Here is a 22175-nt window from a genome sequence, read left to right as displayed (position 1 = left end):
GTGGCGACGGCCGGGCACGGCTTCCCAGCGGCGGCTGGCACAAACGTTGGAGTCCGGTTCAAGTGAGCGCCATCGTCCGGATTTCGGACAGGTGTACGGCCGTCGGTGCGGCCGGGCGGCGGGGTGGTGCGAGACGAGGTGGGGTGCGGCCTGCGGGAACGGGGGTTCGGCGGTGCGGCGGGTGCTGTTTCGATCCTGGCCGGAATCGGGTCGGGTGGGGCGCATGCCTCTGGTGTGACGGGTGAGGCGCTGTCAGGATCCCGATCCGGCACACCCGTGCCGCATCCGAACGCTTGTAGGAGGCAACATGCTGCCCACGGCTGAGCAGGTCCGCGCGCTCAAGGACGAGGACTTCCGGCTCACCCTCGGCCAGGGCCACCAGGTCCACCCGGCCGGCGAGCTCGCGGACGAGGTGTACGTGACCGCCGCGGTGCAGAACAGCACCTGCGGCGGCTGGTCCAGCTGCGGCAGCGTCTGCAGCTTCTGAGACCACCGCCCGGCGCGGACCCCGGTCGCACCGCCGGGGTCCGCGCCGGGCGGCCGTGCCCCGGCCGACCGCCGGGCACCCGCACCACCCTCGCCGAGCCCCCAGAGAGGCAGCACCGCCCCGTGGTTGACGCGTCCGAACTCCCGCGGGCCGCGGCCCGAGCCGTCCCGCTGAACGCCCGCGGCCGGGTCCCGGACGGCAGCCGACCCGGCCCGGAGTCCGCCGAGCGCGCCGCCCGCAAGCTCGACCGCTGGCGGGCCCAGGCGCCGTTCGACCGCGACGGCTGGTTCGAGCGCCGCCTCGCCGCCGACGGCCTCGACCCGGACGCGCTGCGCGCCCTGCTCGCCGAGCACCCGGACGCGCTCGCGGACCGCCTCGGACCGGCACCGTGGGCCGAACGCCTCGCCGCCGCCTTCGCCGAACCGGCCCCGATCGACGTCCCCGAGGACCACGCCTTCGCCCGGATCGTCGCCCCGCTGCTCGCCGACGCCCGCGACCGCCTCGCCGCCGGGATCGCCGTCCTGGACGCCCCCACCCTCGGCACCCCCGAGGAGCTGACCGCCCTCGCCCTGCCCGCACTCACCGCCGCCGCCCACGCGATGGCCGTCCGCACCGTCATCACCGAACTCCACGTCGCCCGCCTCACCGGCGAGTTGACCGGCGACACCCCCGAGCAGCGCTACCGCGACTTCCTCGACCGGCTCACCCGGCCGGAGCGGGCCGTCCGACTCCTCGCCGAGTACCCGGTCCTGGCCCACCGCCTGGCCACCGCCGCCGACCAGTGGGCCGCTACCGGCCTCACCCTGTTCCGCCGCCTCGCCGCCGACCTGCCCGCCCTCCGCGCCACCTTCGCCGCCGGCCGCCCGCTCGGCCGCCTCACCGAACTCGCCACCGGTCTCGGCGACCCCCATCGCGGCGGTGCCACCGTCAGCTCCCTGCGCTTCGAGCACGGCACCCGGATCGTCTACAAGCCCCGCCCGCTCGGTGCCGAGACCCACTTCCAGCAGATCCTGCGGTGGCTCAATCCCAGGCTCCGGCTGCCCCTGCACGACCTCGCCCACCTCGCCGGTGACGGCTACGGCTGGGTCGCCCACGTCACGTCCGAACCTGCGCGCGATGCGGTCGAGTTGAGCGCCTTCTACCACCGGGCCGGCACCCTCGCCGCCCTGCTCTACGCCCTCGACGCCGTCGACTGCCACGCGCAGAACCTCCTCGCCGTCCGCGACCAGCCCGTCCTCATCGACCTGGAAGCACTGCTCCACCCCGACCTGCACGAGCCCGCCAAGGACCTCTCCGAGTCCGAGCGCCTCGCCCGCCACCGGGCCCGCCACTCGGTCCTGCGCTCCGGCCTGCTCCCCGAACGGATGTGGGACGAGGGCAACGGCGGCACCGACCTCTCGGCCCTCGGCTGGGACCCGGCCAGCCTCCCGCCCCGTGCCGCCGCCGTCCTCGTCAACCAGGGCACCGACGAACTACGGCTCGAATACCGGCGGTTGCCCGTCGAAGCCCCCGGCAGCCGGCCCGTCCCCGCCGGGCAGCCGCTGCGACTCGCCGACCACCTCGACGCGCTGGAATCCGGCTTCACCGAGGCCTACCGGCTGCTCGCCGCGGACAAGGAACAACTCCGGGAACTGATCGGTGCGTTCGCGGGCGACGAGACGCGGATGCTGCGCCGCGACACCTTCGAGTACCGCAGCCTCCTCAACACCGCCTGCCACCCCGACCTCCTCCGCGACGCCCTCGACCAGGACCGCCACCTCGACCGGCTCTGGGCCCTCGCCGCCTGGGAGGAACACGCCCTCGCCTTCGTCGACCACGAACGCGCGGACCTGTGGCGCGGCGACATACCCGTCTTCACCATCCGCCCCGACAGCGTCGACGCCCGCTCCTCCACCGGCGCCGTCATCCCCGGTGTCACCGACCGGCCCGCGCTCGACCTCGCCCTTGCCAAGGCGGACCAACTCGGCGAGGAGGACCTGGCCCGCCAGCTCCAGCTCCTGCGGCTCTCCGTCACCACCGCCGACGGGGCCCGCGAGCCGCGCCGGGCCACCACCGCCGCCGTCCCGCGGGACACGTCGGTCGAACCGGGGGAGGGGCTGGCCGCCCGCGCCCTTGCCAAAGCCGTCGAAGCCGGCGAGCAGCTGATCCGCGAGGCCTACCGCGGCCGCGCCGACCTCGCCTGGGTCGGCCCCAACTGGACCACGCCCGGCCGCTGGGCCCCCGCCGAACTCGGCCCCGACCTCTACAGCGGCACCGCGGGCATCACCCTCTTCCTCCACCAGCTCGCCGTCGTCACCGGCGACCGTTCACACCGCGAGGCCGCCCGGGCAGCTGAACTGACGTTCCGTCACCAGATCCGCCGGCGCGCCGACCGCCTCGGCGGCGGCCTCGCCGGCACCGGCGGCGTGCTCTACACCGTCGCCCACCTCGCCGCCCACCACCCCGACGCCGAACTCGACGCACTCGCCGCGCAGGTGATCGAGCGCATCACCGTCACCGCCGCCGAGGACACCCTGCACGACCTCCTCGCCGGCAATGCCGGCACCATCGGCGGCCTGCTCGCCTGGGACGCCATCCGCCCCGGCTCGGCCGTCACCGCCGCCCTCGCCACCTGCGCCGAACGCCTCACCGGCACCGCCACCCCCCACCCCGAAGGCGGCACCGGCTGGCTGCCCGCCTCCCTCGCCGACACCGCCACCCGCCCCCTCGCGGGCTTCGCCCACGGCGCCTCCGGCATCGCCTGGGCCCTGGCCCGCGCCGGCCACCGCCTCGGCGACCAGCGACTGCCCCAACTCGCCCTCGACGCCCTCGCGTACGAGCGCACCCTGTTCGACCCGGCCGCCGCCAACTGGCGCGACGTCCGCGAGGACGGCGGACCCGGCGCTCCCTCCTTTCCCACCCTCTGGTGCCACGGCGCCGCCGGCATCGCCCTCGCCCGCGTCGAACTCGCCGAACTCCTGCCCGACGGCGACGAGTTGCTCCGCAAGGAACGCGACAACGCCCTCGACACCGTGCTCCGCGAAGGCTTCGGCCTCAACTTCTCGCTCTGCCACGGCGACCTCGGCAACCTCGAACCCCTCCACCTCGCCGGCGCCCCCTGGCACGCGCAGGCTCGCGCGACCCTGGACGCCCTCGACACCCGAGGCTGGATCTGCGGCCTCCCGAACGGCGTCCACAGCCCCTCCCTCATGGTCGGCCTCGCCGGAATCGGCCACGGCCTCCTCCGCCTGGCCGCCCCCGAGACCGTCCCGTCCCTCCTGGCCCTCCACCCGCCGATCACCCGCTGAGCTCTACCCGCCCTCGCCGTGCGGCGGGGGCGCGGGGAGAACCGCGCCGGGTGCGGGACGATGGCGGTATGCAGCTCAGGATCGAGGCCACCGACCTGCCGGGCCGCGAGTGCGCGGCCGCCCCCGGCTTCCCGGGGTACCGGGACATCCACGTGGCCGTCCAACGCCGCGCCAAGCCGGGCGAGTTGCTGGACCCGTACCCCGGCGATGCGCCGCGCGCGGAGTGGACGCTGGAGTGCGCGGCGAAGGCGACGCCGACCGGCGTGGACATCACCGGCCGGTACGTCCAGGGCGGCCCGGGCGGCAGGTTCGTCTACCTGAACTGGGTGACGGCCGAGGGTGACGGCTGGTCGCTGTTCCGCCGGGCGAAGCTGCTGCTGGAGGAGATCGACCCGGCGACCGTCAAGGCGGCCGTGAACACCGGCCTGCTGGTGGCCCGCCTGGGGCTGACGGACGCCAAGGGGCACCCGTTGTGCGCCGCCGTCCGCCCGCCGCTGGTCACGTGGACGGCGGAGGGCTGAGCATGCGTATCTGACGTGATGTGAACAAGAAGCAGTAACGTTGGTCGGAACACCACGCCGCTGCTCGCCTTCGACGCCTGGGAGCACGCCTACTACCTGCAGTACGGCAACGTCCGGCCGGACTACGTCGAGAAGCTCTGGGACGTCGTCAACTGGCAGGACTTCCAGGCCCGCTTCGAGGCTGCCAAGAGCGCCTGAGCCCCTCAGGCCCCATGCAGGCCCCGGCCCGGTCGGGCGGGCCGGGGCCGCGATCAAGGCCTTCACCTGCAATGACGAGCGAATCGGGGAACCTGTTCGATTCGGTTCTCGTCATGAACCTCGGAAAGCTCGCAGACAGGTGGGGGAGTGGTCGGTCGATGGACCTCAAAGCACGCATGAAGGATCTGGGCCGCAGCCGGGTGGCCCTCGCCACAGCGGCCGTTGTGCTGACGGCGGGCGTCTGGGGGGTTGCGTCCCTCAACGGGTCGGACGACGCTCCCCAGCCGAACGTCACACACGCGCAGGACACGGCCCCCGACGGCAGCGGCGGGGACGGCTCCAAGGGCGACGACGGCGGTACCCAGCAAGGCGGAATACCCGACGGCATAGCCCACGCCTCCGAGGCCGGAGGCAAGGCCGTCAACATCACCATCGACGACGGCCCCGACCCGATCTGGACTCCGAAGGTCCTCGACGTGCTCAAGCGGCACGGCGTGAAGGCGACGTTCTGCATGATCGGACCGCAGGCCAAGGCCCACCCCGACATGGTCAAGCGGGTCGTCGCGGAAGGCCACCGGCTCTGCGATCACACCGTGGACCACGACACCACCATGGACAAGAAGCCCGTCGCCTACCAGGAGAAGCAGATCCTGGACGCGAAGAAGATGATCGAGGAGGCTGCTGGCGGCGCCAAGGTGCTGTACTACCGGGCTCCCGGCGGCTCGTTCACCCCCGACAGCCGGCGCATCGCCGCCCTGAACGGCATGCGCCCACTCGGCTGGAACGACGACTCGAAGGACTTCAACAAGCCCGGCACCGCCACCATCGTCGCCACGGTCAAGAAGGAGATCAGCCTCGGCCCGACCATCCTGTTCCACGACGGCGGCGGCGACCGCCAGCAGACTGTCGAAGCCCTCGACCAGGTGCTCACCTGGCTGAAGGACCAGGGCCGCCCCACCGGCTTCCCGGTCCAGAGCACCCCGTGACACCGCCCCCCGCCCCCCGCCCCCCGCCCCCGCCCCCCGCCCCCCGCCCCCCGCCCCCCGCCCCCCGCCCACTTGGCCGACTAGCAGGCCCAAGTGAGGGAATGCTGAATGTCCTGGTTCGATGCGGGCATGGATCTTCCTGCGGTCCTGTAGATCTCGAAGTCCATCGCATGAGTTGGGCTGGTGTGCTGCGAGGGCCGTGAGAACGCGAGGCCGCCCGGGCCGCCAGTGCGGCCCGGGCGGCCTGACCTGCGTTGCCTCCACCCCCAACCAGCTCCTGGGCCGGTTGGGTAGCCCGGGTACCGCCCTGCGTCAGGGGAACTGCAACAGGGCCTTCCGGTGCTGCCAGGCGAGCCGCAGGAGCGCCGCGCCGGCGGGCTGCATCGGCTCCGTGCCGGTGAGGCGATCCACCTGATCGGCAGTGAAAGGGATGCCTACCGAGCGCCCTGTCGCATCCTCCAAACCGACCAGACGGCCTTCGTCGTTGGTCGAGACGATGCGCTGGAACGTCTCGTCGAAAAGGTCGGCGTCGAACACGGCCACGGTGAGCAGGTCGGTGACGAACGTCAGTGGGTCCATCCCGAGGCCCAGCCAGAAGACTCGCAGGCTGCCGTCCTCACGCGCTGCGGTGAGCGTCTTGTTGAGTGGCCAGGCGGCATAGTCGATGGGCGCCCGGTCGCTGCCGTAATCCTCGCTGCCACCGAGCAGTTCCTCACTCAGCTCCCGCAGAATGGAGCGCCACAGGTCGAAGTCGTTGTCCTCGTTCCACGGCGCGTCGTCCGATGGCTGGAACATCCCGACCGGCATCACCTGGTACAGGCCCCCGCCACTGGCCACCTTCTCGGGATCACGCCAGTGCAGCACGAACTCCGCGTCGCCGGTCTGGCGATCGTGCCGAATGGTAAGCGTGCTGATGGCCGCCATGACGGGTCGGCGCACAAGGTCGGTCGGATCACCGATGGCGGCCCGGAAGGGCGTGGAAGCAGGGCGAACTGGCCCGTTCGCGCCCTCCAGGACTGCCGCCGCGTATTCATGTGCGACGGCCTCACAGATGTTGATGACGTCGAAGTACTGACCACGGCCGAAGGTCAACGCTGGACCGTCGGCAGAAGGCTCAACAGCAAGCAGGCGGTAACAGCTTCGGTTCTCAAAGAGCTTGGGCTTGGCGAGATCCCGAACAGCATCCGCATAGCGGCGATGGGTGGTCCCGTCATCCCGGCGTGGGCGAATGTGATCGAGCTCTGGCTCACCGCCGTCCAGGTCGGCTGCGGGCGTGTCCGGCTGCCAGTACAGCCGTACACACTCCAGCGGTACTGGCTGTTCCGGAATCCAGTGCCGGCGGGCCAGTACAGGTGTTCCAGAGATCAGGTGTTCGGGAGTGCTCTCGGTCAGGAGCCGACCAGTCAAGGCGAAGCGTTGATGGTTCAGATGGCTTCGTACCCGTTGCCACTGCTCCCTGTTGTCGGACGGATTCGGCTGGTCGTCTGCCACGGGCCCGCTGGACACGACGCTCCTTCTTCGCATGTGGCCGCGACGCCTTGCAGTCAGCTATGAGCCGAGCAGCAGGTCGCGGTACTTCCAGGTCAGCGCCAAGCATGCTGCGCCTGGCGGTGCCATGGGTTCGTTTCTGATGAACTGTGAGACGTTCTGTTCGGTGAACGGGATACCACTCGAGGTGTCCTGACCGTTCCACTCGGTGACTGTGACCCCTTCGGCGTTGGTCTTCACCACCTCGCCGAACAGCTCCTCAAAGACCTCGTCGTCGATAACCAGTGCCGTGGGGATGGTTGCTGCCAACGTGAGCGCATCGCAGCCCACACCAAAGCAGTATGCCCGTAGACGCCCGGCTTGGCGGGCTCGCTCAAGCGAACGGTATAGCGGCCATCGATCGTAATCCAGTGGTCGGCTGCTGGATCCGTCGTACTCGGGCGCTCCAAGTAGTTCCTCGTTGAGCTCCCTGGCGATGTTGCGCCACAGGTCGAAGTCGCTTCCGGACGGGTCGCCCGTGATCGTGCTGGGCTGGAACTCTCCAGCCGGAATGGTGTCGTAGAGGCCGCCTGCAGTGGCTACCTTGCTTGGATCACGCCAGTGCAGCAGGAACGTGGCCTCACCGGAGGCCCGCACCCGCAACAGCAGTGTGGTGATGGCAGGCGCCACGGTCCGCAGTTCCACATCGAATGGATCGTTCAGCAGCCGCCGTAGAGGCAACCGAGCCCAGTTGGCGAAGCCCTCGGTCATGGCGGAGGCGAACTCGTGTCCGACGGCCTCGCAGACGTCGAGTTTGTCGAAGTAGGTGGCCAAGTTGAAGGAGAGCTCGCCACCACCGGCCTGATCCCATTCGACCGCCGTCAGCCGATAGCTCGGGCGATTCTCGAAAAGGAAAGGCGAGTCGATGTATCGCACCGCCTGTGTGTAGCGCTCGAACGAGCGGCTGGGGCTGTACAACGGCACGGTCTGGCGAGCCTCGACTTCTCTCCCGTCGACCAGTGGCACCTTCGGCGCCGCGTCGATCCACTTAAGGCGTACACGCTCAAGCGGTACAGGAGCCGGCGGTGTCCAGGCTGGTGCCATCAGCAGCGCGGTACCTGACACGTGAAACTCGGCCGGATACAGCGCGCTTGCCGCTTGGGCGAGCTGCGCCCGATGGGTGTTGAGGTAGCGGCGCGTGGCTCGCCAGGCCTCTTGACTAGCGATTACTTCGCTTGCAGGGGAGTCGAGTTCGGCTAGGAAGAGAGGTTCGGCCCGTGGCGTCGGCACCTTCCCCGGAAGGCTGAACCACAGCCGCTCCTCCGGCACGCCCAGCACGCGGGCGTAGTGGGTCAAGGAGATGAGGTCGGTGACGGGTGGCCCGGTCTCAATTCGGCTGACCTGGGCCTGAGTCAGGCCCAACCACTGAGCGACGACGCTCTGAGGAACGCCCCGCGGCCCGTACTCCGCCCGGTGGTACCGATGGAGTCGATAGGCGCGCATCAGCCGACCGATGTGGCGGGCTTCGAAAGCCGCCAGCAGCTCCTCGACCATCCAGAACTCGGGAGGCACGGCCGGCGGCCGAGTGCCGATTTGGGAGCGACCTACAGCCTGGCACGGTGAGCACAGTGCAGCTTGATGATCTGTAGCCAGCCGTGCCCCGCACCGACGACATGTGAGCGCTGGTCCATGCCTGACCGACACAGTTGCCGCCCGATCCGCTCGCCCAGAAACGCAACCTGACCAAGAGTATAGGAACCGCCACGGTAAGTGTCCGGCGATCTATGTATCTCGCGTATACGGGCGACCGTAGCTCGGCATGGAAGCAGCTGAACCTAGCCGCCACCGTAGTCACCAGTCGCCCGAGACAGCCGGCTCTTCCGTGTTTCAGGCGGCCAGTCAAAGCCGATTGGCGCCGATCAGGTGCCGCGACCCGGAATGGAGACACAGGTGACCACCGTCGACACCACGACGATCACGGTCGAGCTGCCCGAGGCGTTCGACCCGCGCTGGAACCGCCTGCCCGGCATCACCGTGGACGGCAAGAAGATCACCCTCGACCCGGAGAAGTACTTCTTCCGGTTCGAGACCGACTCCTGGCTCGTCATCGAGTGGCAGACCGTGCAGGACGGCCTGCTGGACGTGGACGAGACCGAGGAGGCCGCCGTCGAGCAGATGGCGCTGGAGTTCATCAAGGCCTACGCCCGCTCGACCCGCGACGCGGGCGAGGTGCTGGCCATCGCCCACCAGGTGTACTCGTACCTGTTCCGTGACGAGCACCTGGCCTCCCTCGGCCTGCCGCGCGTCACGGCCGAGCACCTGCGGATGCTCCGCGAGGCCGCCACGTTCATGGCGCTCAACAAGGTTGAGCTGGACGGACACATCAGCAACGTCGGCCCGTGCTGGTTCTTCCCCTCCGCCACCGGGGTCGTCTTCGACCTCTCCGAGGAAGACGGCCAGATGCTGGACGAGGTCTACCACGGCGGCTGGTTCAACGAGCACCGCCGGATCGAGGGGATCAAGGCCCACACCGCGCTCGGGGGCCGACTGGTGCACGGCTGCCAGTCCGTTCCCGACCAGTCCGGCGGCGTCGTTGCCCCCTACGGCGCCTTCATGGCCCGCTTCCGTGAGGAGCTGGCCGGCATGAAGCAGGAGTGGATCGAGCAGGTCGACTCCTACCGCGTGACGGCGGCCTGACCCTCGCGTTGACACCGGTCCGGGGCGGCAAGCGCGCTGCCGCCCCGGAACCCATCGTCCTCAACCCGTCAGCCTGACCGAACGGAAACAATTCCCGTGGACACCACGCTCGTCACCGCCATCCTCGCCGACATCTGCTCCAGCATCGGCCACTCCCAGCCCGCCCGCGAGAAGGTCAGGGTGTGGGGCATGTCCGGTGTCGAACGCCTGCGTTTCGACAGCGGCCGCACCGCGATCTACAAGTACGCCGTGGAGCCGTTCGACGGCGAGGACCAGATCCTCAAGGCCGCCGCCCGTTCCGGCATCCCGGTGCCCCACATCATCGGCTCGATCGCCCGCGAAGGCACCCTCGGCATGGTGATCGAAGATCTGGGTGAAGCGGTCGGCGAACCGGAGGACATCGACGGCGCCGTGGCCGCCGTCGCCCTTCATGAGGCCCCCGCCGCCGCGTCGCTGCCGGTGATGGACGAGGGCGCGCTCGCCGCCCTCCCGGAACTCGCGCTCGGGCACCTCCGGCGCCTGCGCGAGGCCGGCCGCTGGACGGAGGACGCAGCGGATGTCGCGGCGATGCTGGAAGCCCTCGCGGTCTCGGCGGTCAAGCGTGCGAGCGGAGCCGAACTGGCCCCGTTCGGCTGGGTGCACTCCGAATTCCACCCCACCAGCCTCCACTTCGGAGAAGAGGGCTGGCGCCTGCTGGACTTCGCCCGCGCGTTCACCGGACCCGGTCTGCTCGACCTCGCCTCTTGGCACGGCACCCTCGACGACCCCGACCCGATCCGGCTCCGGGCCTTCATCGAGGCGTACGTCGCCGCTGGCGGCGCGAAGGATGCGCTAGCCGAACGCGGCGGGCTGCCGGCCGAGCGCTGGGCACTGGGCTGGCACCGTGTCTGGGCCGTGGAGTGGTTCATGGAGCAGGCCGTCAAGTGGATCAACGACCCGTCGAGCGATCCTCTCTACATCAAGGCCGTGCGCCGCCACCTGGTTGCGGCCGCACGGCTGCTGGACGCGTGACGGTGGAGGCCTGGGACGCCCACGCCGCCCAGCGCCTCGCCCAGGACCCGCCGAAGCCGCTGGCGCCACCCGTACGGATGGAGTGGACCCAGCGGCCCGGTATCGGGCCGGGCACCGAGGTTCTGGGCGGCTCCCTGTGCGGGCGCCGGATCGTGGAGCTGGGTTGCGGCCCCGGCCGCAACACCGCCCACCTGGCCGGCCTCGGCGCCCGCGTCACCGGGATCGACAGCTCCCGTGGCCAGATCCGCCGGGCCGCCGCCCACTATGGTCACACCGGAGCCGAGTTCGTCCGTTCCACCGCGAGCGCTTACCTGAACGGCGAACGCGAGAGGTTGGACGCCATCGTGTCCATCTTCGGAGCGATCGGCCTGACCGAGCCGTTCAAGCTCCTCGTCGCGTGCTCTCGCCGTCTGAGCCGCAATGGCATGCTGGCCTTCTCCGTCCCGCACCCGCAGAGGACCGGCACCATCCCGGCCAGCCCCCGCACCCGCGACCAGCTAACCCTGCCCGATGGCACCCCAACTGTGGTGGAGCGTTGGGACATCGGCTCGGCCTCCTGGGTGCAGGCCATCAATCGTGCCGGCCTGCTCGTCACCGGAGTTCAGGACCTCTTCGCCCCGGTCGACGCACGGTGGCCGACCACGCTCCTGATCACCACGCGGATGCCCTGACATCCGACCAATCTAGGAGGGACCAAATGCACAAGTCCCCGTTCCTGCTGCTGGACATCGACGGCGTCCTCGTCCCTTTCCCCGCCGTCGATGGGAGCACTGCGACCACCCACACGCGCCACCGAGTCCGCACCGACGGTGTCGCCCAGCCATTTTGGGTCTGGCTCAACCCGACCCACGGCGCGCTGATCACCGACGCCATCAACACCGGTCTCGTCCGGCCGGTGTGGTGCACGAGCTGGCGCTTCGACGCCCGTCGCATCATCGCCCCGCTGCTGGGCGTGCCGGACTTCGATCACATCGAGCTGCCCAAGCTGCCGATCACCATCAGCCACCCCGACGGCTACCTCTGGAAGCGCAACCACGTCGCGGACTGGCTCTCCGGCGCCCCCGCCGTGTGGATCGACGACGACTTCACTCCGCTCGATCACCAGTGGGCGGCAGATCGCAGTGCCTTCGGCAACCCCACCCTGCTGATTCAGCCCGACCCGCGCGCCGGCATTCAGCCGGAACACATCATGACGGCTCTGGAATGGGCCATCTCTCTTGACGCGACGAAGGAAGCGGCCTGATGGCAGATTAGCGCCCGGAGATGTCGATGGTGGTCAGTCCATTGAGTGTTGCGCGGTTTCCGGTTCCGCTGGAGTGGGGTGTACCGCCGGGGGTCGACGCCGTGCCAGCGGCGCGGCGGTTGGTGGTGGCGATCGTGCGGGAGTGGGGCGTGCCGCTCTCGGCTGACGCGCTTCAGGAAGTCGAGGCGTGCGCGAGCGAGTTGATCGCCAATGCGCTGGTGCACACGAAGGAGCGTTGTGCCGTGACGGTCCGGCGGCGTGCCGGGCGGTTGCGGGTGGAGGTTGCCGACCGGTGTCCGGAACTCCCGCGGCAGGAGCGCGATGATGAATCGACCAGCGGGCGTGGCCTGTTGCTGGTGGAGGCGCTGGCGCATGCGTGGGGGTGGCACCCGGCGGGGGTGGGCAAGGTGGTGTGGTTCGAGTACCTGGAGGCGTCGGAGGCGCCGTGCCCCACGCATGGGTGGGGCACGGCGCGCAGTCTCCACTCGCTCTGCGAGGTGGCGTAGTGGCGACCGTCGGGCGGCTCGTGTGGTGGGTGCTCTTCTCCGCTGCCGTGGTGGCCGGGTTCGTGGCCGGGTGTGACCGCTAGCCGAAGAAGGCGTCCAGGATCTGCTGCGCGGCCAGCCCCGCAGGCAGGGAGCCGTCCCGGACCTGGCGCTCCAACTCGGGGGTCAGAGAGCGGACTTCGGGGTGCTCGTGCAACCGGGCGAAGAGCTGGTCGTGGACCATCGCCCATGTCCACTCGACCTGCTGCTCCCGCCGCCTCGCGGCCAGCGCGCCGGTGGCGTCCAGCACCTTGCGGTGCTGCTGCAGACGCTCCCACAGCACGTCGAGCCCAAGCCCCTCCCGCCCGCTGCACGTGAGCACCGGTGGCGTCCACGCGGCGTCCGGGGCCTGCAACAGCCGTAGCGCGCCCGCGAGTTCGCGTGCCGCCGCCTTGGCGTCGGTCTCGTGCGGGCCGTCCGCCTTGTTCACGGCTATGACGTCGGCGAGCTCCAGCACGCCCTTCTTGATGCCCTGCAACTGGTCGCCGGTGCGCGCCAGGCTGAGCAGCAGGAAGGTGTCGACCATCCCGGCCACCGCCGTCTCGGACTGGCCGACGCCCACCGTCTCGATCAGCACGACGTCGTAGCCGGCCGCCTCCATGACGACCATCGACTCCCGGGTGGCCTTGGCGACTCCGCCGAGCGTGCCGGAGGTGGGGGAGGGGCGGACGAAGGCCTGAGGGTCGACGGCCAGGCGCTCCATCCGGGTCTTGTCACCCAGGATGGAGCCGCCGGTACGGCTGGACGTCGGGTCGACGGCCAGCACCGCGACCCGGTGGCCCAGCCCCGTGAGCATGGTGCCGAAGGAGTCGATGAAGGTCGACTTGCCGACACCGGGCACGCCGGTGATGCCCACCCGGACCGCGCCGCCCGCGTGCGGCAGCAGCCGCTGGAGCAGCTGCTGCGCGAGCGCGCGGTGGTCGGGTCGGGTGGACTCGACGAGGGTGACGGCCCGCGCGATCCACGCGCGCGAGCCCTCCCGCACACCGGCCGCGTACTGGTCGAGGTCGATCGTCCTCGGTGGCATCGGATCAGCGGCTCACAGCTCGTGGCCGAGGTCGGACGCCAGCGTCGTCAGCAGGTCGTGCGCCGCATCCGGGATGACGGTGCCCGGGCCGAAGACCGCCGCGGCACCCGCCTCGTACAGCGCGTCGAAGTCCTGCGGGGGGATCACCCCGCCGACCACGATGGTGATGTCCTCGCGGCCCGCCTCGGCGAGTTCGGCGCGCAGGGCGGGCACCAGGGTGAGGTGCCCGGCGGCCAGCGAGGAGACGCCGACGATGTGCACGTCCGCCTCGACGGCCTGGCGGGCGACCTCGGCCGGGGTCTGGAACAGCGGGCCGACGTCGACGGTGAAGCCGAGGTCGGCGAAGGCGGTGGCGATCACCTTCTGGCCACGGTCGTGGCCGTCCTGGCCCATCTTGGCGACCAGGATGCGCGGCCGCCGGCCCTCGGCCTGCTCGAACCGCTCGACCAGGTCACGGGTGCGCTGGAGGGAGGCCGACGGGCCCGCTTCGTCTCGGTACACACCGGAGATGGTACGGATCTGTCCGGAGTGGCGGCCGTACACCTTCTCCAGGGCGTCCGAGATCTCGCCGACGGTGGCCTTGGCCCGGGCCGCGTTGACGGCCAGGTGCAGCAGGTTGCCGTCCAGCGAGCCGCCGCGCTGCGGGCCGGCCTCGGCGGCCCGGGTCAGCGCGTGCAGCGCGTCCTGGCAGACCGCCTCGTCGCGCTCCTCGCGCAGGCGGCGCAGCTTCTCGATCTGGCGAGCGCGTACGGAGGAGTTGTCGACCTTGAGTACGTCGATCTGCTCGTCGCTCTCCACGCGGTACTTGTTGACGCCGATCACGGGCTGGCGGCCGGAGTCGATGCGTGCCTGGGTGCGGGCCGCGGCCTCCTCGACGCGCATCTTGGGGATGCCCGCGTCGATGGCCTTGGCCATGCCGCCGGCCGCCTCGACCTCCTGGATGTGCTGCCAGGCGCGCGCCGCGAGGTCGTTCGTCAGCTTCTCGACGTACGCCGAGCCGCCCCACGGGTCGATGACCCGGCAGGTGCCGGACTCCTGCTGGAGCAGCAGCTGGGTGTTGCGGGCGATGCGCGCGGAGAAGTCGGTGGGCAGCGCCAGCGCCTCGTCGAGGGCGTTGGTGTGCAGCGACTGGGTGTGGCCCTGGGTGGCGGCCATCGCCTCCACACACGTACGGGTCACGTTGTTGAACACGTCCTGGGCGGTGAGCGACCAGCCGGAGGTCTGCGAATGGGTGCGCAGCGACAGCGACTTGGCGTTCTTCGGGTCGAACTGCTTGACGAGCTTGGCCCACAGCAGGCGGGCCGCGCGCAGCTTGGCGACCTCCATGAAGAAGTTCATGCCGATCGCCCAGAAGAACGACAGCCGCGGCGCGAAGGCGTCCACGTCCAGCCCCACGTCCAGGCCCGCGCGCAGGTACTCCACCCCGTCGGCCAGGGTGTAGGCCAGCTCCAGGTCGGCGGTGGCACCGGCCTCCTGGATGTGGTAGCCGGAGATGGAGATCGAGTTGTACCGGGGCATCTTCTGCGAGGTGTACGCGAAGATGTCCGAGATGATCCGCATCGAGGGCTGCGGCGGGTAGATGTAGGTGTTGCGGACCATGAACTCCTTGAGGATGTCGTTCTGGATGGTCCCCGCGAGCTTCTCCGGCGGTACGCCCTGCTCCTCGGCCGCGACGATGTACAGCGCGAGCACGGGCAGCACGGCGCCGTTCATGGTCATCGACACCGACATCTTGTCGAGCGGGATGCCGTCGAACAGCTGGCGCATGTCGTAGATCGAGTCGATGGCGACACCCGCCATGCCGACGTCGCCGGTTACGCGCGGGTGGTCGCTGTCGTAGCCGCGGTGGGTCGGCAGGTCGAAGGCGACCGAGAGGCCCTTCTGGCCGGCCGCGAGGTTGCGGCGGTAGAAGGCGTTGGACTCCTCGGCGGTGGAGAAGCCCGCGTACTGGCGGACGGTCCAGGGCTGGTTGACGTACATGGTCGGGTAGGGCCCGCGCAGGTACGGGGCGATGCCCGGGTAGGTCTCCAGGAAGTCCAGGCCGGCCAGGTCCGCCGCGGTGTACAGCGGCTTGACGCCGATGCCCTCGGGGGTGTCCCAGACCAGCTCGTCGACGTCCTTGCCGGTGGACTGCCGCCAGGCGGCATGCCACTGGGTGTCGGTGACGTCCCGGGCGGCGTCGCCGTCCAGCCCGATTCCGGTGAAGTCGGGGATCATCACGCCACCTTGCTCTCGTCGGTGAGGCTCGTACCAGTGATCTGGGCCAGCAGGGCCGTCAGCGTGGCGACGGCGTCGACGCCCGCGAACACGAACCCGTCCACGCCCGCCGCCTCGAAGGCCGCGCGCTGCTCGCCGGGCCGCCCGGCCAGCAGCACCCGCTGCGCCCCGGCCGCCTTGAGGGCGGCGGCGACGGCCTCGGCGTGCTCGCCGTACAGCGCGTCGCTGGAGCACAGGCAGGCGACCTCGGCGCCGGAGGCGGTGAAGGCCTCGGCGAACGCGGCCGGGTCGACACCCTCGGCGGACACGGTCGCGATGCCGCCCGCCTGGAACAGGTTGGCGGCGAAGGTGGTGCGCGCGGTGTGCGCGGCGGCCGTGCCGATCGACGCCAGGAACAGCGTCGGACGGGCGCCGGTGGCCGCCAGGTACGCGTCCGAGCGGTCCCGCAGCGCCTCGTACGCCTCGGCGCGGCGTACCTGCGGCAGTCCGCCGCCGGGTGTGGCCGGGGCCGGCTCGCGGACCAGCGGCTGCTCGTCCAGGTGCGGGAACTCGCTGACGCCGGTGACCGGTTCGCGCCGCTTGGCGAGCTTCGCCGAGCGCGCGGCCCAGGTCGCGGCGATCCGCTCGCCGACCAGCCCGGAGCCCAGCGCGGCCTGCTGGCCGCCGGCCCGCTCGATCTCGTGGAACCAGGCCCAGGCGGCCTGCGCCAGCTCCTCGCTCAGCCGCTCGACGTACCAGGAGCCGCCGGCCGGGTCGATCACCCGGGCCAGGTGGGACTCCTCCAGCAGGATCGACTGGGTGTTGCGGGCGATCCGGCGGGCGAAGGCGTCGGGCAGGCCGAGCGCGCTGTCGAACGGCAGCACGGTGACGGCGTCGGCGCCGCCCACCCCGGCCGCCAGGCAGGCGACGGTGGTGCGCAGCATGTTCACCCACGGGTCGCGCGCGGTCATCATCACCCGGGAGGTGACGGCGTGCTGGCGCTGCGCGGAGGCGTCGGCGGTGGCGCCCGACACCTCGGCGACGCGGGCCCAGAGGCGGCGCGCGGCACGGAACTTGGCGATCGTCAGGAACTGGTCGGCGTCCGCCGCGTAGCGGAACTCCAGCTGGCCCAGCGCGGCGTCCACCGAGAGCCCGGCGGCGGTCAGCGCGCGCAGGTAGGCGACGCCGGTGGCCAGCGCGCAGCCGAGCTCCTGCGCGGGCGAGGCGCCGGCCTCGTGGTACGGCAGGGCGTCCACGGTCAGCGCCCGCACGCCCGGGTAGTCGGCGGTGCAGCGGGCGGCCAGGGCGGTCGCGTCGGCGAGCAGCGCGCCGGTGCGGTCGGCGTCGCCGGTGCGGGCCTCAAGGCCCAGCGGGTCGGCGCCGAGGTTGCCGGCGGCGGCGCCCGGGGAGACCTCGCGCTCCTCGTACAGCTTGAACAACTGCTCGGCGGCGTCCGTGAATTCGGGGCCCGCGTCGAGGGTGATGGCGGCCAGGTCCAGGTACACCCCGGTCAGCGCCTCGGGCAGCGCGGCGATCGGCAGGCCGTCCCCGCCCAGCTCCAGCCAGAGCGAGCCGACGCCGTTCTCCAGGTCGGCCAGCACCGCCTCGTTGGCCCGCCGACGGTCCGGGTCGGCGTGCCGCTGGCGGACGTCCCATCCGGCGACGGCCGAACCCTGCGGCCGGCCGCCGCGCAGGTACGGCGGGAAGCCGGGGTAGCCGGCTTCGGGCGCGGTGTCCTCAGCGGTGTACAACGGCCGGGCTCGCAGCCCGTCCTGAAGCTCGGTGGCGAGCGCCTGCTCGGCGGCGGCGGCGTCCGCGGGCTGCGCGCCGGACTTGCGCAGCACGCCCTCGACGAGCTGCTGCCACTGCTCACGGTGCGCGGCCGGGAACTCGGCGGCGAGGGGGAGCCCTTCGGGCGGGACCTTCATGACCGCAGGTTAGCGCCCGTTCGCGAGCGCACAGGAGGGGCGGCTGGTGTGACCTTTCCCTCGATTTAGCGGTTCTTCAGCACTCCGGGCGGCGAGAAGTGCCATCGCGCGCGAAAGGGGGGCGGGCTTGGGAACTCGCACCCTCATCTCTTAAGTTCTTTAGAAGAAGGCGGATGAGGCCGGCATTCCCGTGCGACCTCGCCCGCCTTCGCCGTGCCCTGCCCGAGCCGGGGCTATTCGGACGTGAGCCGGAGGTCAACGGACGGACAGGACGATCTTCCCCGTGGTGCGGCCCTGCTCGCCGAGGCGGTGGGCCTCGGCGGCCTCCGCCAGCGGGAACACGTGGTCGGCGATCACCCGCAGGCGGCCGGTCTCGACCAGGTGGGCGATCTCGCGCAGGCCCTTCTGGTCCGGCTCGACCAGCATGAACACCGCCCGGAGCCCGGCCGCCTCCGCCTCGGCGGCCGGGAAGTCCTCGGTCGGCGGCACGATCGAGACGAGGATGCCGCCCGGGCGCAGGGTGCGCAGCGAGCCGGCCCAGTTGGCGCCGCCGATCGGGTCGAGGACGACGTCGACGTCCCGGACGGCCTCGGCGAAGTCCGTCGTGCGGTAGTCGACGACCTCGTCCGCGCCGAGCGAACGCAGCAGTTCGTGCTTGGCGGCGCTCGCGGTGCCGATCACGTGGGCGCCGTGGGCCTTGGCGATCTGGACGGCCAGGTGGCCGACCCCGCCGGCGGCGGCGTGGACCAGCACGCGCTGCCCCGGCCGCACGTCGGCGGTGTCGATGAGCGCCTGCCACGCGGTGAGCGCCGCCAGCGGCAGCGCGCCGGCCTCGACGTGGGACAGGCCCTCCGGCTTGGGCGCGAAGTGCCGGGCCGGCGCGGTGACGTACTCGGCGTAGGCGCTCGCCGGGTGCGGGAAGCGGGGCATCCCGTACACCGCGTCGCCGGGCCGGAAGATCGTCACCCCGTAGCCGACCGACTCCACCACACCCGAGACGTCCCAGCCGACGGTGAACGGCGGCGTCACCCCGCCGGCGAAGGCGCCGCGCGTGCGGGTCTTCCAGTCGGCCGGGTTGACGCCGGCCGCGTGCACGCGGACCAGGATCTCGCACGGGCCCGGCTCCGGGCGCGACGCCTCGACGACCCGCAGGACCTCGGGGCCTCCGGCGGTCTCCTGGGAGACGATCCGCATGGTGGCGCTGTTCTGAGGCATGGTCACGTACTCGTTTCTGCTCGGACTGTGCCCGCCTCCCGGGCACGCCGTCAGACTGCCGGAGCGGGCAGGCCCCCGGTGGTGGCGAGATGGCCACGGGGTGAAAGGATCCGGCCATGCACCACGTCGGCGTTCTGGCCCTCGGCGGCGTCTACCCGTTCGAACTCGGCATCCCCGCCCGGATCTTCGGCGCCGCCCGGGACGAATCGGGCGCGCCGCTGTACACCGTGGCCACGTGCAGCCTGGACGGCCGTCCGGTCCGCACGGACGCCGACTACGAGATCGGCGTCTCCCGGGACGCCGGCCTGCTGGCCGCCGTCGACACCGTCGTCATCCCGCCCTCGGGGGCCCTCGGCCCGATACGGGAGGAGGGCCGCCTGCCCGACGCGCTGCGCGCCGCCCTCGCCGCCGTCCGCCCGGGCACGCGCATCGTCGGGCTCTGCACCGCGACGTACGTGCTGGCCGCCGCGGGCCTCCTCGACGGCCGCCCCGCCACGACGCACTGGCGCGACGCCGACCGGCTTCAGCGGATGTTCACCACGGCCCGGATCGACCCCGACGTCCTGTTCGTCGACGACGGCGACATCCTCACCTCCGCCGGGGTCGCCGCCGGCATCGACCTGTGCCTGCACCTGGTGCGCCGCGACCACGGCAGCCAGATCGCCAACGAGGTGGCCCGCTCCTGCGTCGTCCCGCCGTGGCGCGACGGCGGCCAGGCCCAGTACATCCGGCGCCCGGTCCCGGACCCCGGCGGCACCGGCACCGCCGCCACCCAGGCCTGGGCGATGCAACGCCTCGCCGAACCGCTCACCCTCGCCGACCTCGCCGCCCACGCCCACATGAGCGTGCGCACGTTCTCGCGTCGCTTCCGCGAGGAGACCGGCACCACCCCCGGCCAGTGGCTGGCGGCCCAGCGCACCGACCTGGCCCGGCACTACCTGGAGACCACCGACTGGCCCGTCGACCTCGTCGCCCGCCGCGCCGGTCTCGGCACCGGCGCCTCGCTGCGCCAGCACCTCCACGCGGCGATCGGCGTGAGCCCGCAGGCGTACCGGCGCACCTTCCGGGCGGCCTGACGCCCGGCGGTCCCGGCCGCTCCGAACGGAACGACCGGGCCCGCCGCGATCGGTCAGTTGTTGTCGATCTCCAGGTCGGCGGCGTTGCCGATGGTGCCGCCCACGTAGAGGGTGTGACTGTCGGGGCCGACGGCCAGGTGGTCGACGTGCTCCACGGTGGTGCTCACGGTCTCGGCCGCGACGGTGGCACCCGTCGCCGAGTCGACGGAGAGCACCGACGGGCCGGTGGTGTAGCTGTTCTGGCTGACGTAGAACCGGGTGCCGTCCGGGCTGGCCTGCGGGTTCGACAGGTCGGCGTAGCCGGAGACCAGGGCGACGTGCTTGGTGACGGTGTCGGTGGCGGGGTCGACCAGGTCGGCCTGGCCGGCGCCGGCCGCGCCGCCGCCCAGGGCGAACAGGCGGGTGCCGTCCGGAGTGAGCGCGACGGAGTAGTCGAGCGCGGCGGCGGTGCCGGGGACGGCGGCGACCAGGGTGGGTGCGGCGCCGGTCGTCTTCAGGTGGAAGACCCCGGCGACGCTGCCGAGGTACGCGTCCTGGCCGTTCGGCCGGATGGCGAGGTTGCCGGTGTAGACGGCGGGCACCTCGACCGAGCCGGTGAACGCCCGCTGCGCGGCGGAGAACGCCACGACCCGGCCGTTCCCGTTCTGCCGGTAGGCCGTCGCGCCGTTCTGGGCCACGTAGACGGTGGCGCCGTCCGGGCTGACCGTGACGCCGGTGGGCGTGCCCGGGTTCCAGCCGGCCGGGCGCGACTGGTCGGGCAGGGCGGCCGTGGTGAGCACCTTCAGCGTGGCGGTGTCCACGACGGTGAACTGCTGCTGGTTGACGACGTACAGGCGCGAGCCGTCCGGGCTGAGCGCCGAGGCGACGTAGAACTGGGTGGCGCCCAGGGCGACTCGCCCGGTGACCGCACCGGTCTGGGTGTCGACCGTCTTCACCACGAGCGTGTTGTCGGCCTCGGCCACCACGACGTAGGCCTTGGTGCCGTCCGGGCTGACGCTCGGCTGGGCGTTCATCTTGCCGACCGCGATGACGCCTTCGGTGCCGGAAACCGCCTCGACGGCCTGGGCGGTGGTGCCGGTGAGGGCCAAAGCGGCCGCGGCGGCGATCACCGCGGTCCAGCGGGCAGCCTTCACACGCGTGTACGTGGACATCGAATCCCCCATTTCGCACCGCACGTTGCGGTGTCGAGGGCAGGCTAACCGATCGAGCTGACGTTCTGACGAGCAGTCAGTGAGCGAACCTGTGCCCGGAAAGCCGCTGGTCACGGATGCGGTGCGCATGCCAACAGGTGCGGCAGCAGTGGTAGCCCCAACACTGGCACCCGCCAGGCGAGTTGGGAGTTCCGCCGGGCGGGCTCGGAGTCGGTCGGCCGGTGCACCCGGGCGCGGCCAGGTAGGGGCCCGAGCAGGGCGAGGGTCACCGGCCGTCGTCCCGGGCCTTCACCTGCTCCAGCGCGGCCAGCAGCGCAGTGGCCTCGTCCCCGCTCATCCGGTCGACGAAGTGCAGCAGCGCGCCCGTGCGGTCCGGGGTGGTCTCCAGCGCCTGGTGCATCAGCTGCGCGGTGTACGCCTCCCGGGTGCAGGTCGGCTCGTACACCCAGGCCCGGCCGACCTTGTCGCGGCGCAGCCAACCCTTGGTGTGCAGGATGTCCGCGACCGTGGTGACGGTGGTGTACGCGACCGGCCGCTGCCGGCGGAGGTCGTCGACCACCTCGCGCACCGTGGCCGGCCGGCCCCAGGACCAGAGCCGGTCCATGATCTCGGCCTCCAGATCGCCGAACCCGCGCAGCACTGCCCGAACTCTCCCTCGCCGACCCCCGCTGGAACCCGCCCATCGTACGGCGCGGGTACTCGCGCCCGCCCTCGGGGCCGAGGGCGGGCGGTCGAGGACACGCGTGTTCGGTCAAGGTTCTACAAAGGTGTCGAAGATGAGCGGAAAAGCCGCCCGGGCCGACTCCGGGAGCGTCTATGCTCTTCGAGGTTTGAAAAGGCACCTCGTTCGGTGAGGCGTCTTCACGGACACAGGCCACTGACCCGACGACGTCGAGAGACGCCCAGGTTCAGGACAGATCCTCCCGACCTAAGGGTTGATCCCAAGTGGCTTCCCCCGCACGGGGATCACGCCGTGAAGTGCCAAAGCTCTGACGAGTTGGGGTGTGCCGGTCCGCAGGGGCCGGTCCGCTCCTTGCCGTGTCGCGACGCGGCGCACAGACGGTGCGCCCCCGGCCGGGAGGAGGTGAGAGGCATGGACTGTAGTAGTCCGGGCCACAGTCGCCCCTCTTCCCGCATGCT

At 71.5% G+C, this 22175-nt stretch carries 18 protein-coding genes, 1 pseudogene and 1 riboswitch; of the genes and pseudogenes, 11 read left to right on the top strand and 8 right to left on the bottom strand.

Annotation, left to right across the window (positions count from 1 at the left end; translation table 11 throughout):
* The first annotated feature begins 307 nt into the window (after window positions 1–307).
* The 5 genes and pseudogenes from F7Q99_RS02625 (at window position 308) to F7Q99_RS02605 (ending at window position 5479) form a co-directional block, all read left to right on the top strand.
* The gene (locus tag F7Q99_RS02625) at window positions 308–487 is read left to right on the top strand and encodes a hypothetical protein (protein WP_153459890.1); all 180 of its coding nucleotides are present in this window, start codon (window positions 308–310) and stop codon (window positions 485–487) included.
* A gap of 122 nt (window positions 488–609) precedes the next feature.
* The gene (locus F7Q99_RS02620) at window positions 610–3774 is read left to right on the top strand and encodes a type 2 lanthipeptide synthetase LanM family protein (protein WP_153459889.1); all 3165 of its coding nucleotides are present in this window, start codon (window positions 610–612) and stop codon (window positions 3772–3774) included.
* A 68-nt stretch (window positions 3775–3842) separates the two neighbouring features.
* Window positions 3843–4295, top strand: a complete 453-nt coding sequence (locus tag F7Q99_RS02615) for a DUF5990 family protein (RefSeq protein WP_153459888.1) — start codon at window positions 3843–3845, stop codon at window positions 4293–4295.
* 36 nt (window positions 4296–4331) lie between these two features.
* Window positions 4332–4493 (top strand): annotated as a pseudogene (locus F7Q99_RS02610) (Fe-Mn family superoxide dismutase); the annotation flags it as partial.
* Between the two features lie 158 nt (window positions 4494–4651).
* The gene (locus F7Q99_RS02605) at window positions 4652–5479 is read left to right on the top strand and encodes a polysaccharide deacetylase family protein (protein WP_230210139.1); all 828 of its coding nucleotides are present in this window, start codon (window positions 4652–4654) and stop codon (window positions 5477–5479) included.
* Between the two features lie 312 nt (window positions 5480–5791).
* Here the strand turns inward: F7Q99_RS02605 and F7Q99_RS02600 are convergent, their stop codons facing one another.
* Both F7Q99_RS02600 and F7Q99_RS02595 read right to left on the bottom strand, forming a co-directional pair.
* On the bottom strand, window positions 5792–6970 hold the full coding sequence (locus F7Q99_RS02600) for a transcriptional regulator (protein ID WP_195910980.1): 1179 nt from the start codon (window positions 6968–6970) through the stop codon (window positions 5792–5794).
* A gap of 57 nt (window positions 6971–7027) precedes the next feature.
* Window positions 7028–8500, bottom strand: coding sequence for a helix-turn-helix domain-containing protein (locus F7Q99_RS02595; RefSeq protein ID WP_153459886.1), 1473 nt, complete (start codon window positions 8498–8500; stop codon window positions 7028–7030).
* Between the two features lie 396 nt (window positions 8501–8896).
* Between F7Q99_RS02595 and F7Q99_RS02590 the strand changes: the two genes are divergently transcribed.
* The 5 genes from F7Q99_RS02590 (at window position 8897) to F7Q99_RS02570 (ending at window position 12403) form a co-directional block, all read left to right on the top strand.
* Entirely contained in the window at window positions 8897–9643 is a 747-nt protein-coding gene (locus F7Q99_RS02590) for a hypothetical protein (protein ID WP_326846178.1), read from the top strand.
* 96 nt (window positions 9644–9739) lie between these two features.
* A complete protein-coding gene (locus F7Q99_RS02585) occupies window positions 9740–10654 on the top strand; it encodes a phosphotransferase family protein (RefSeq protein ID WP_326846177.1) in 915 nt (304 codons plus the stop codon).
* A complete protein-coding gene (locus F7Q99_RS02580) occupies window positions 10651–11325 on the top strand; it encodes a class I SAM-dependent methyltransferase (protein ID WP_326846176.1) in 675 nt (224 codons plus the stop codon). The genes F7Q99_RS02585 and F7Q99_RS02580 overlap by 4 nt, the downstream gene beginning before the upstream one ends.
* A gap of 26 nt (window positions 11326–11351) precedes the next feature.
* Entirely contained in the window at window positions 11352–11897 is a 546-nt protein-coding gene (locus F7Q99_RS02575) for an HAD domain-containing protein (protein WP_153459884.1), read from the top strand.
* A gap of 20 nt (window positions 11898–11917) precedes the next feature.
* On the top strand, window positions 11918–12403 hold the full coding sequence (locus F7Q99_RS02570; protein WP_153459883.1) for an ATP-binding protein: 486 nt from the start codon (window positions 11918–11920) through the stop codon (window positions 12401–12403).
* A gap of 79 nt (window positions 12404–12482) precedes the next feature.
* Here the strand turns inward: F7Q99_RS02570 and meaB are convergent, their stop codons facing one another.
* The 4 genes from meaB to F7Q99_RS02550 form a co-directional block, all read right to left on the bottom strand.
* Window positions 12483–13469 carry a methylmalonyl Co-A mutase-associated GTPase MeaB gene (gene meaB, locus F7Q99_RS02565; protein ID WP_153459882.1) on the bottom strand — a complete coding sequence of 329 codons (987 nt, stop codon included), beginning with the start codon at window positions 13467–13469 and terminating at the stop codon, window positions 12483–12485.
* A 12-nt stretch (window positions 13470–13481) separates the two neighbouring features.
* Complete coding sequence (gene scpA, locus F7Q99_RS02560; RefSeq protein WP_326846175.1) at window positions 13482–15689, bottom strand: methylmalonyl-CoA mutase; 2208 nt, start codon at window positions 15687–15689, stop codon at window positions 13482–13484.
* Window positions 15686–17593 (bottom strand): methylmalonyl-CoA mutase subunit beta, encoded by a 1908-nt coding sequence (locus tag F7Q99_RS02555; RefSeq protein WP_153459880.1) that lies wholly within the window; start codon window positions 17591–17593, stop codon window positions 15686–15688. The genes scpA and F7Q99_RS02555 overlap by 4 nt, the downstream gene beginning before the upstream one ends.
* Before the next feature lie 255 nt (window positions 17594–17848).
* Window positions 17849–18808 (bottom strand): NADP-dependent oxidoreductase, encoded by a 960-nt coding sequence (locus F7Q99_RS02550; protein ID WP_153465721.1) that lies wholly within the window; start codon window positions 18806–18808, stop codon window positions 17849–17851.
* A gap of 116 nt (window positions 18809–18924) precedes the next feature.
* Here F7Q99_RS02550 and F7Q99_RS02545 point away from each other — a divergent pair, with 116 nt between their 5' ends.
* A complete protein-coding gene (locus F7Q99_RS02545; RefSeq protein WP_153459879.1) occupies window positions 18925–19884 on the top strand; it encodes a GlxA family transcriptional regulator in 960 nt (319 codons plus the stop codon).
* A gap of 53 nt (window positions 19885–19937) precedes the next feature.
* Here the strand turns inward: F7Q99_RS02545 and F7Q99_RS02540 are convergent, their stop codons facing one another.
* A complete protein-coding gene (locus F7Q99_RS02540) occupies window positions 19938–21035 on the bottom strand; it encodes a YncE family protein (protein WP_153459878.1) in 1098 nt (365 codons plus the stop codon).
* 265 nt (window positions 21036–21300) lie between these two features.
* Window positions 21301–21672 carry a BlaI/MecI/CopY family transcriptional regulator gene (locus F7Q99_RS02535; RefSeq protein ID WP_153465720.1) on the bottom strand — a complete coding sequence of 124 codons (372 nt, stop codon included), beginning with the start codon at window positions 21670–21672 and terminating at the stop codon, window positions 21301–21303.
* 198 nt (window positions 21673–21870) lie between these two features.
* A riboswitch (M-box (ykoK) riboswitch) is annotated at window positions 21871–22044 on the top strand.
* Window positions 22045–22175 lie beyond the last annotated feature (131 nt).

Origin of the sequence: Streptomyces kaniharaensis, from assembly GCF_009569385.1 — a bacterium.
GTDB lineage: Bacteria > Actinomycetota > Actinomycetes > Streptomycetales > Streptomycetaceae > Kitasatospora > Kitasatospora kaniharaensis.
Note: the sequence above shows the minus strand (reverse complement) of the source record. Positions and strands in the feature narration are given on the sequence as shown.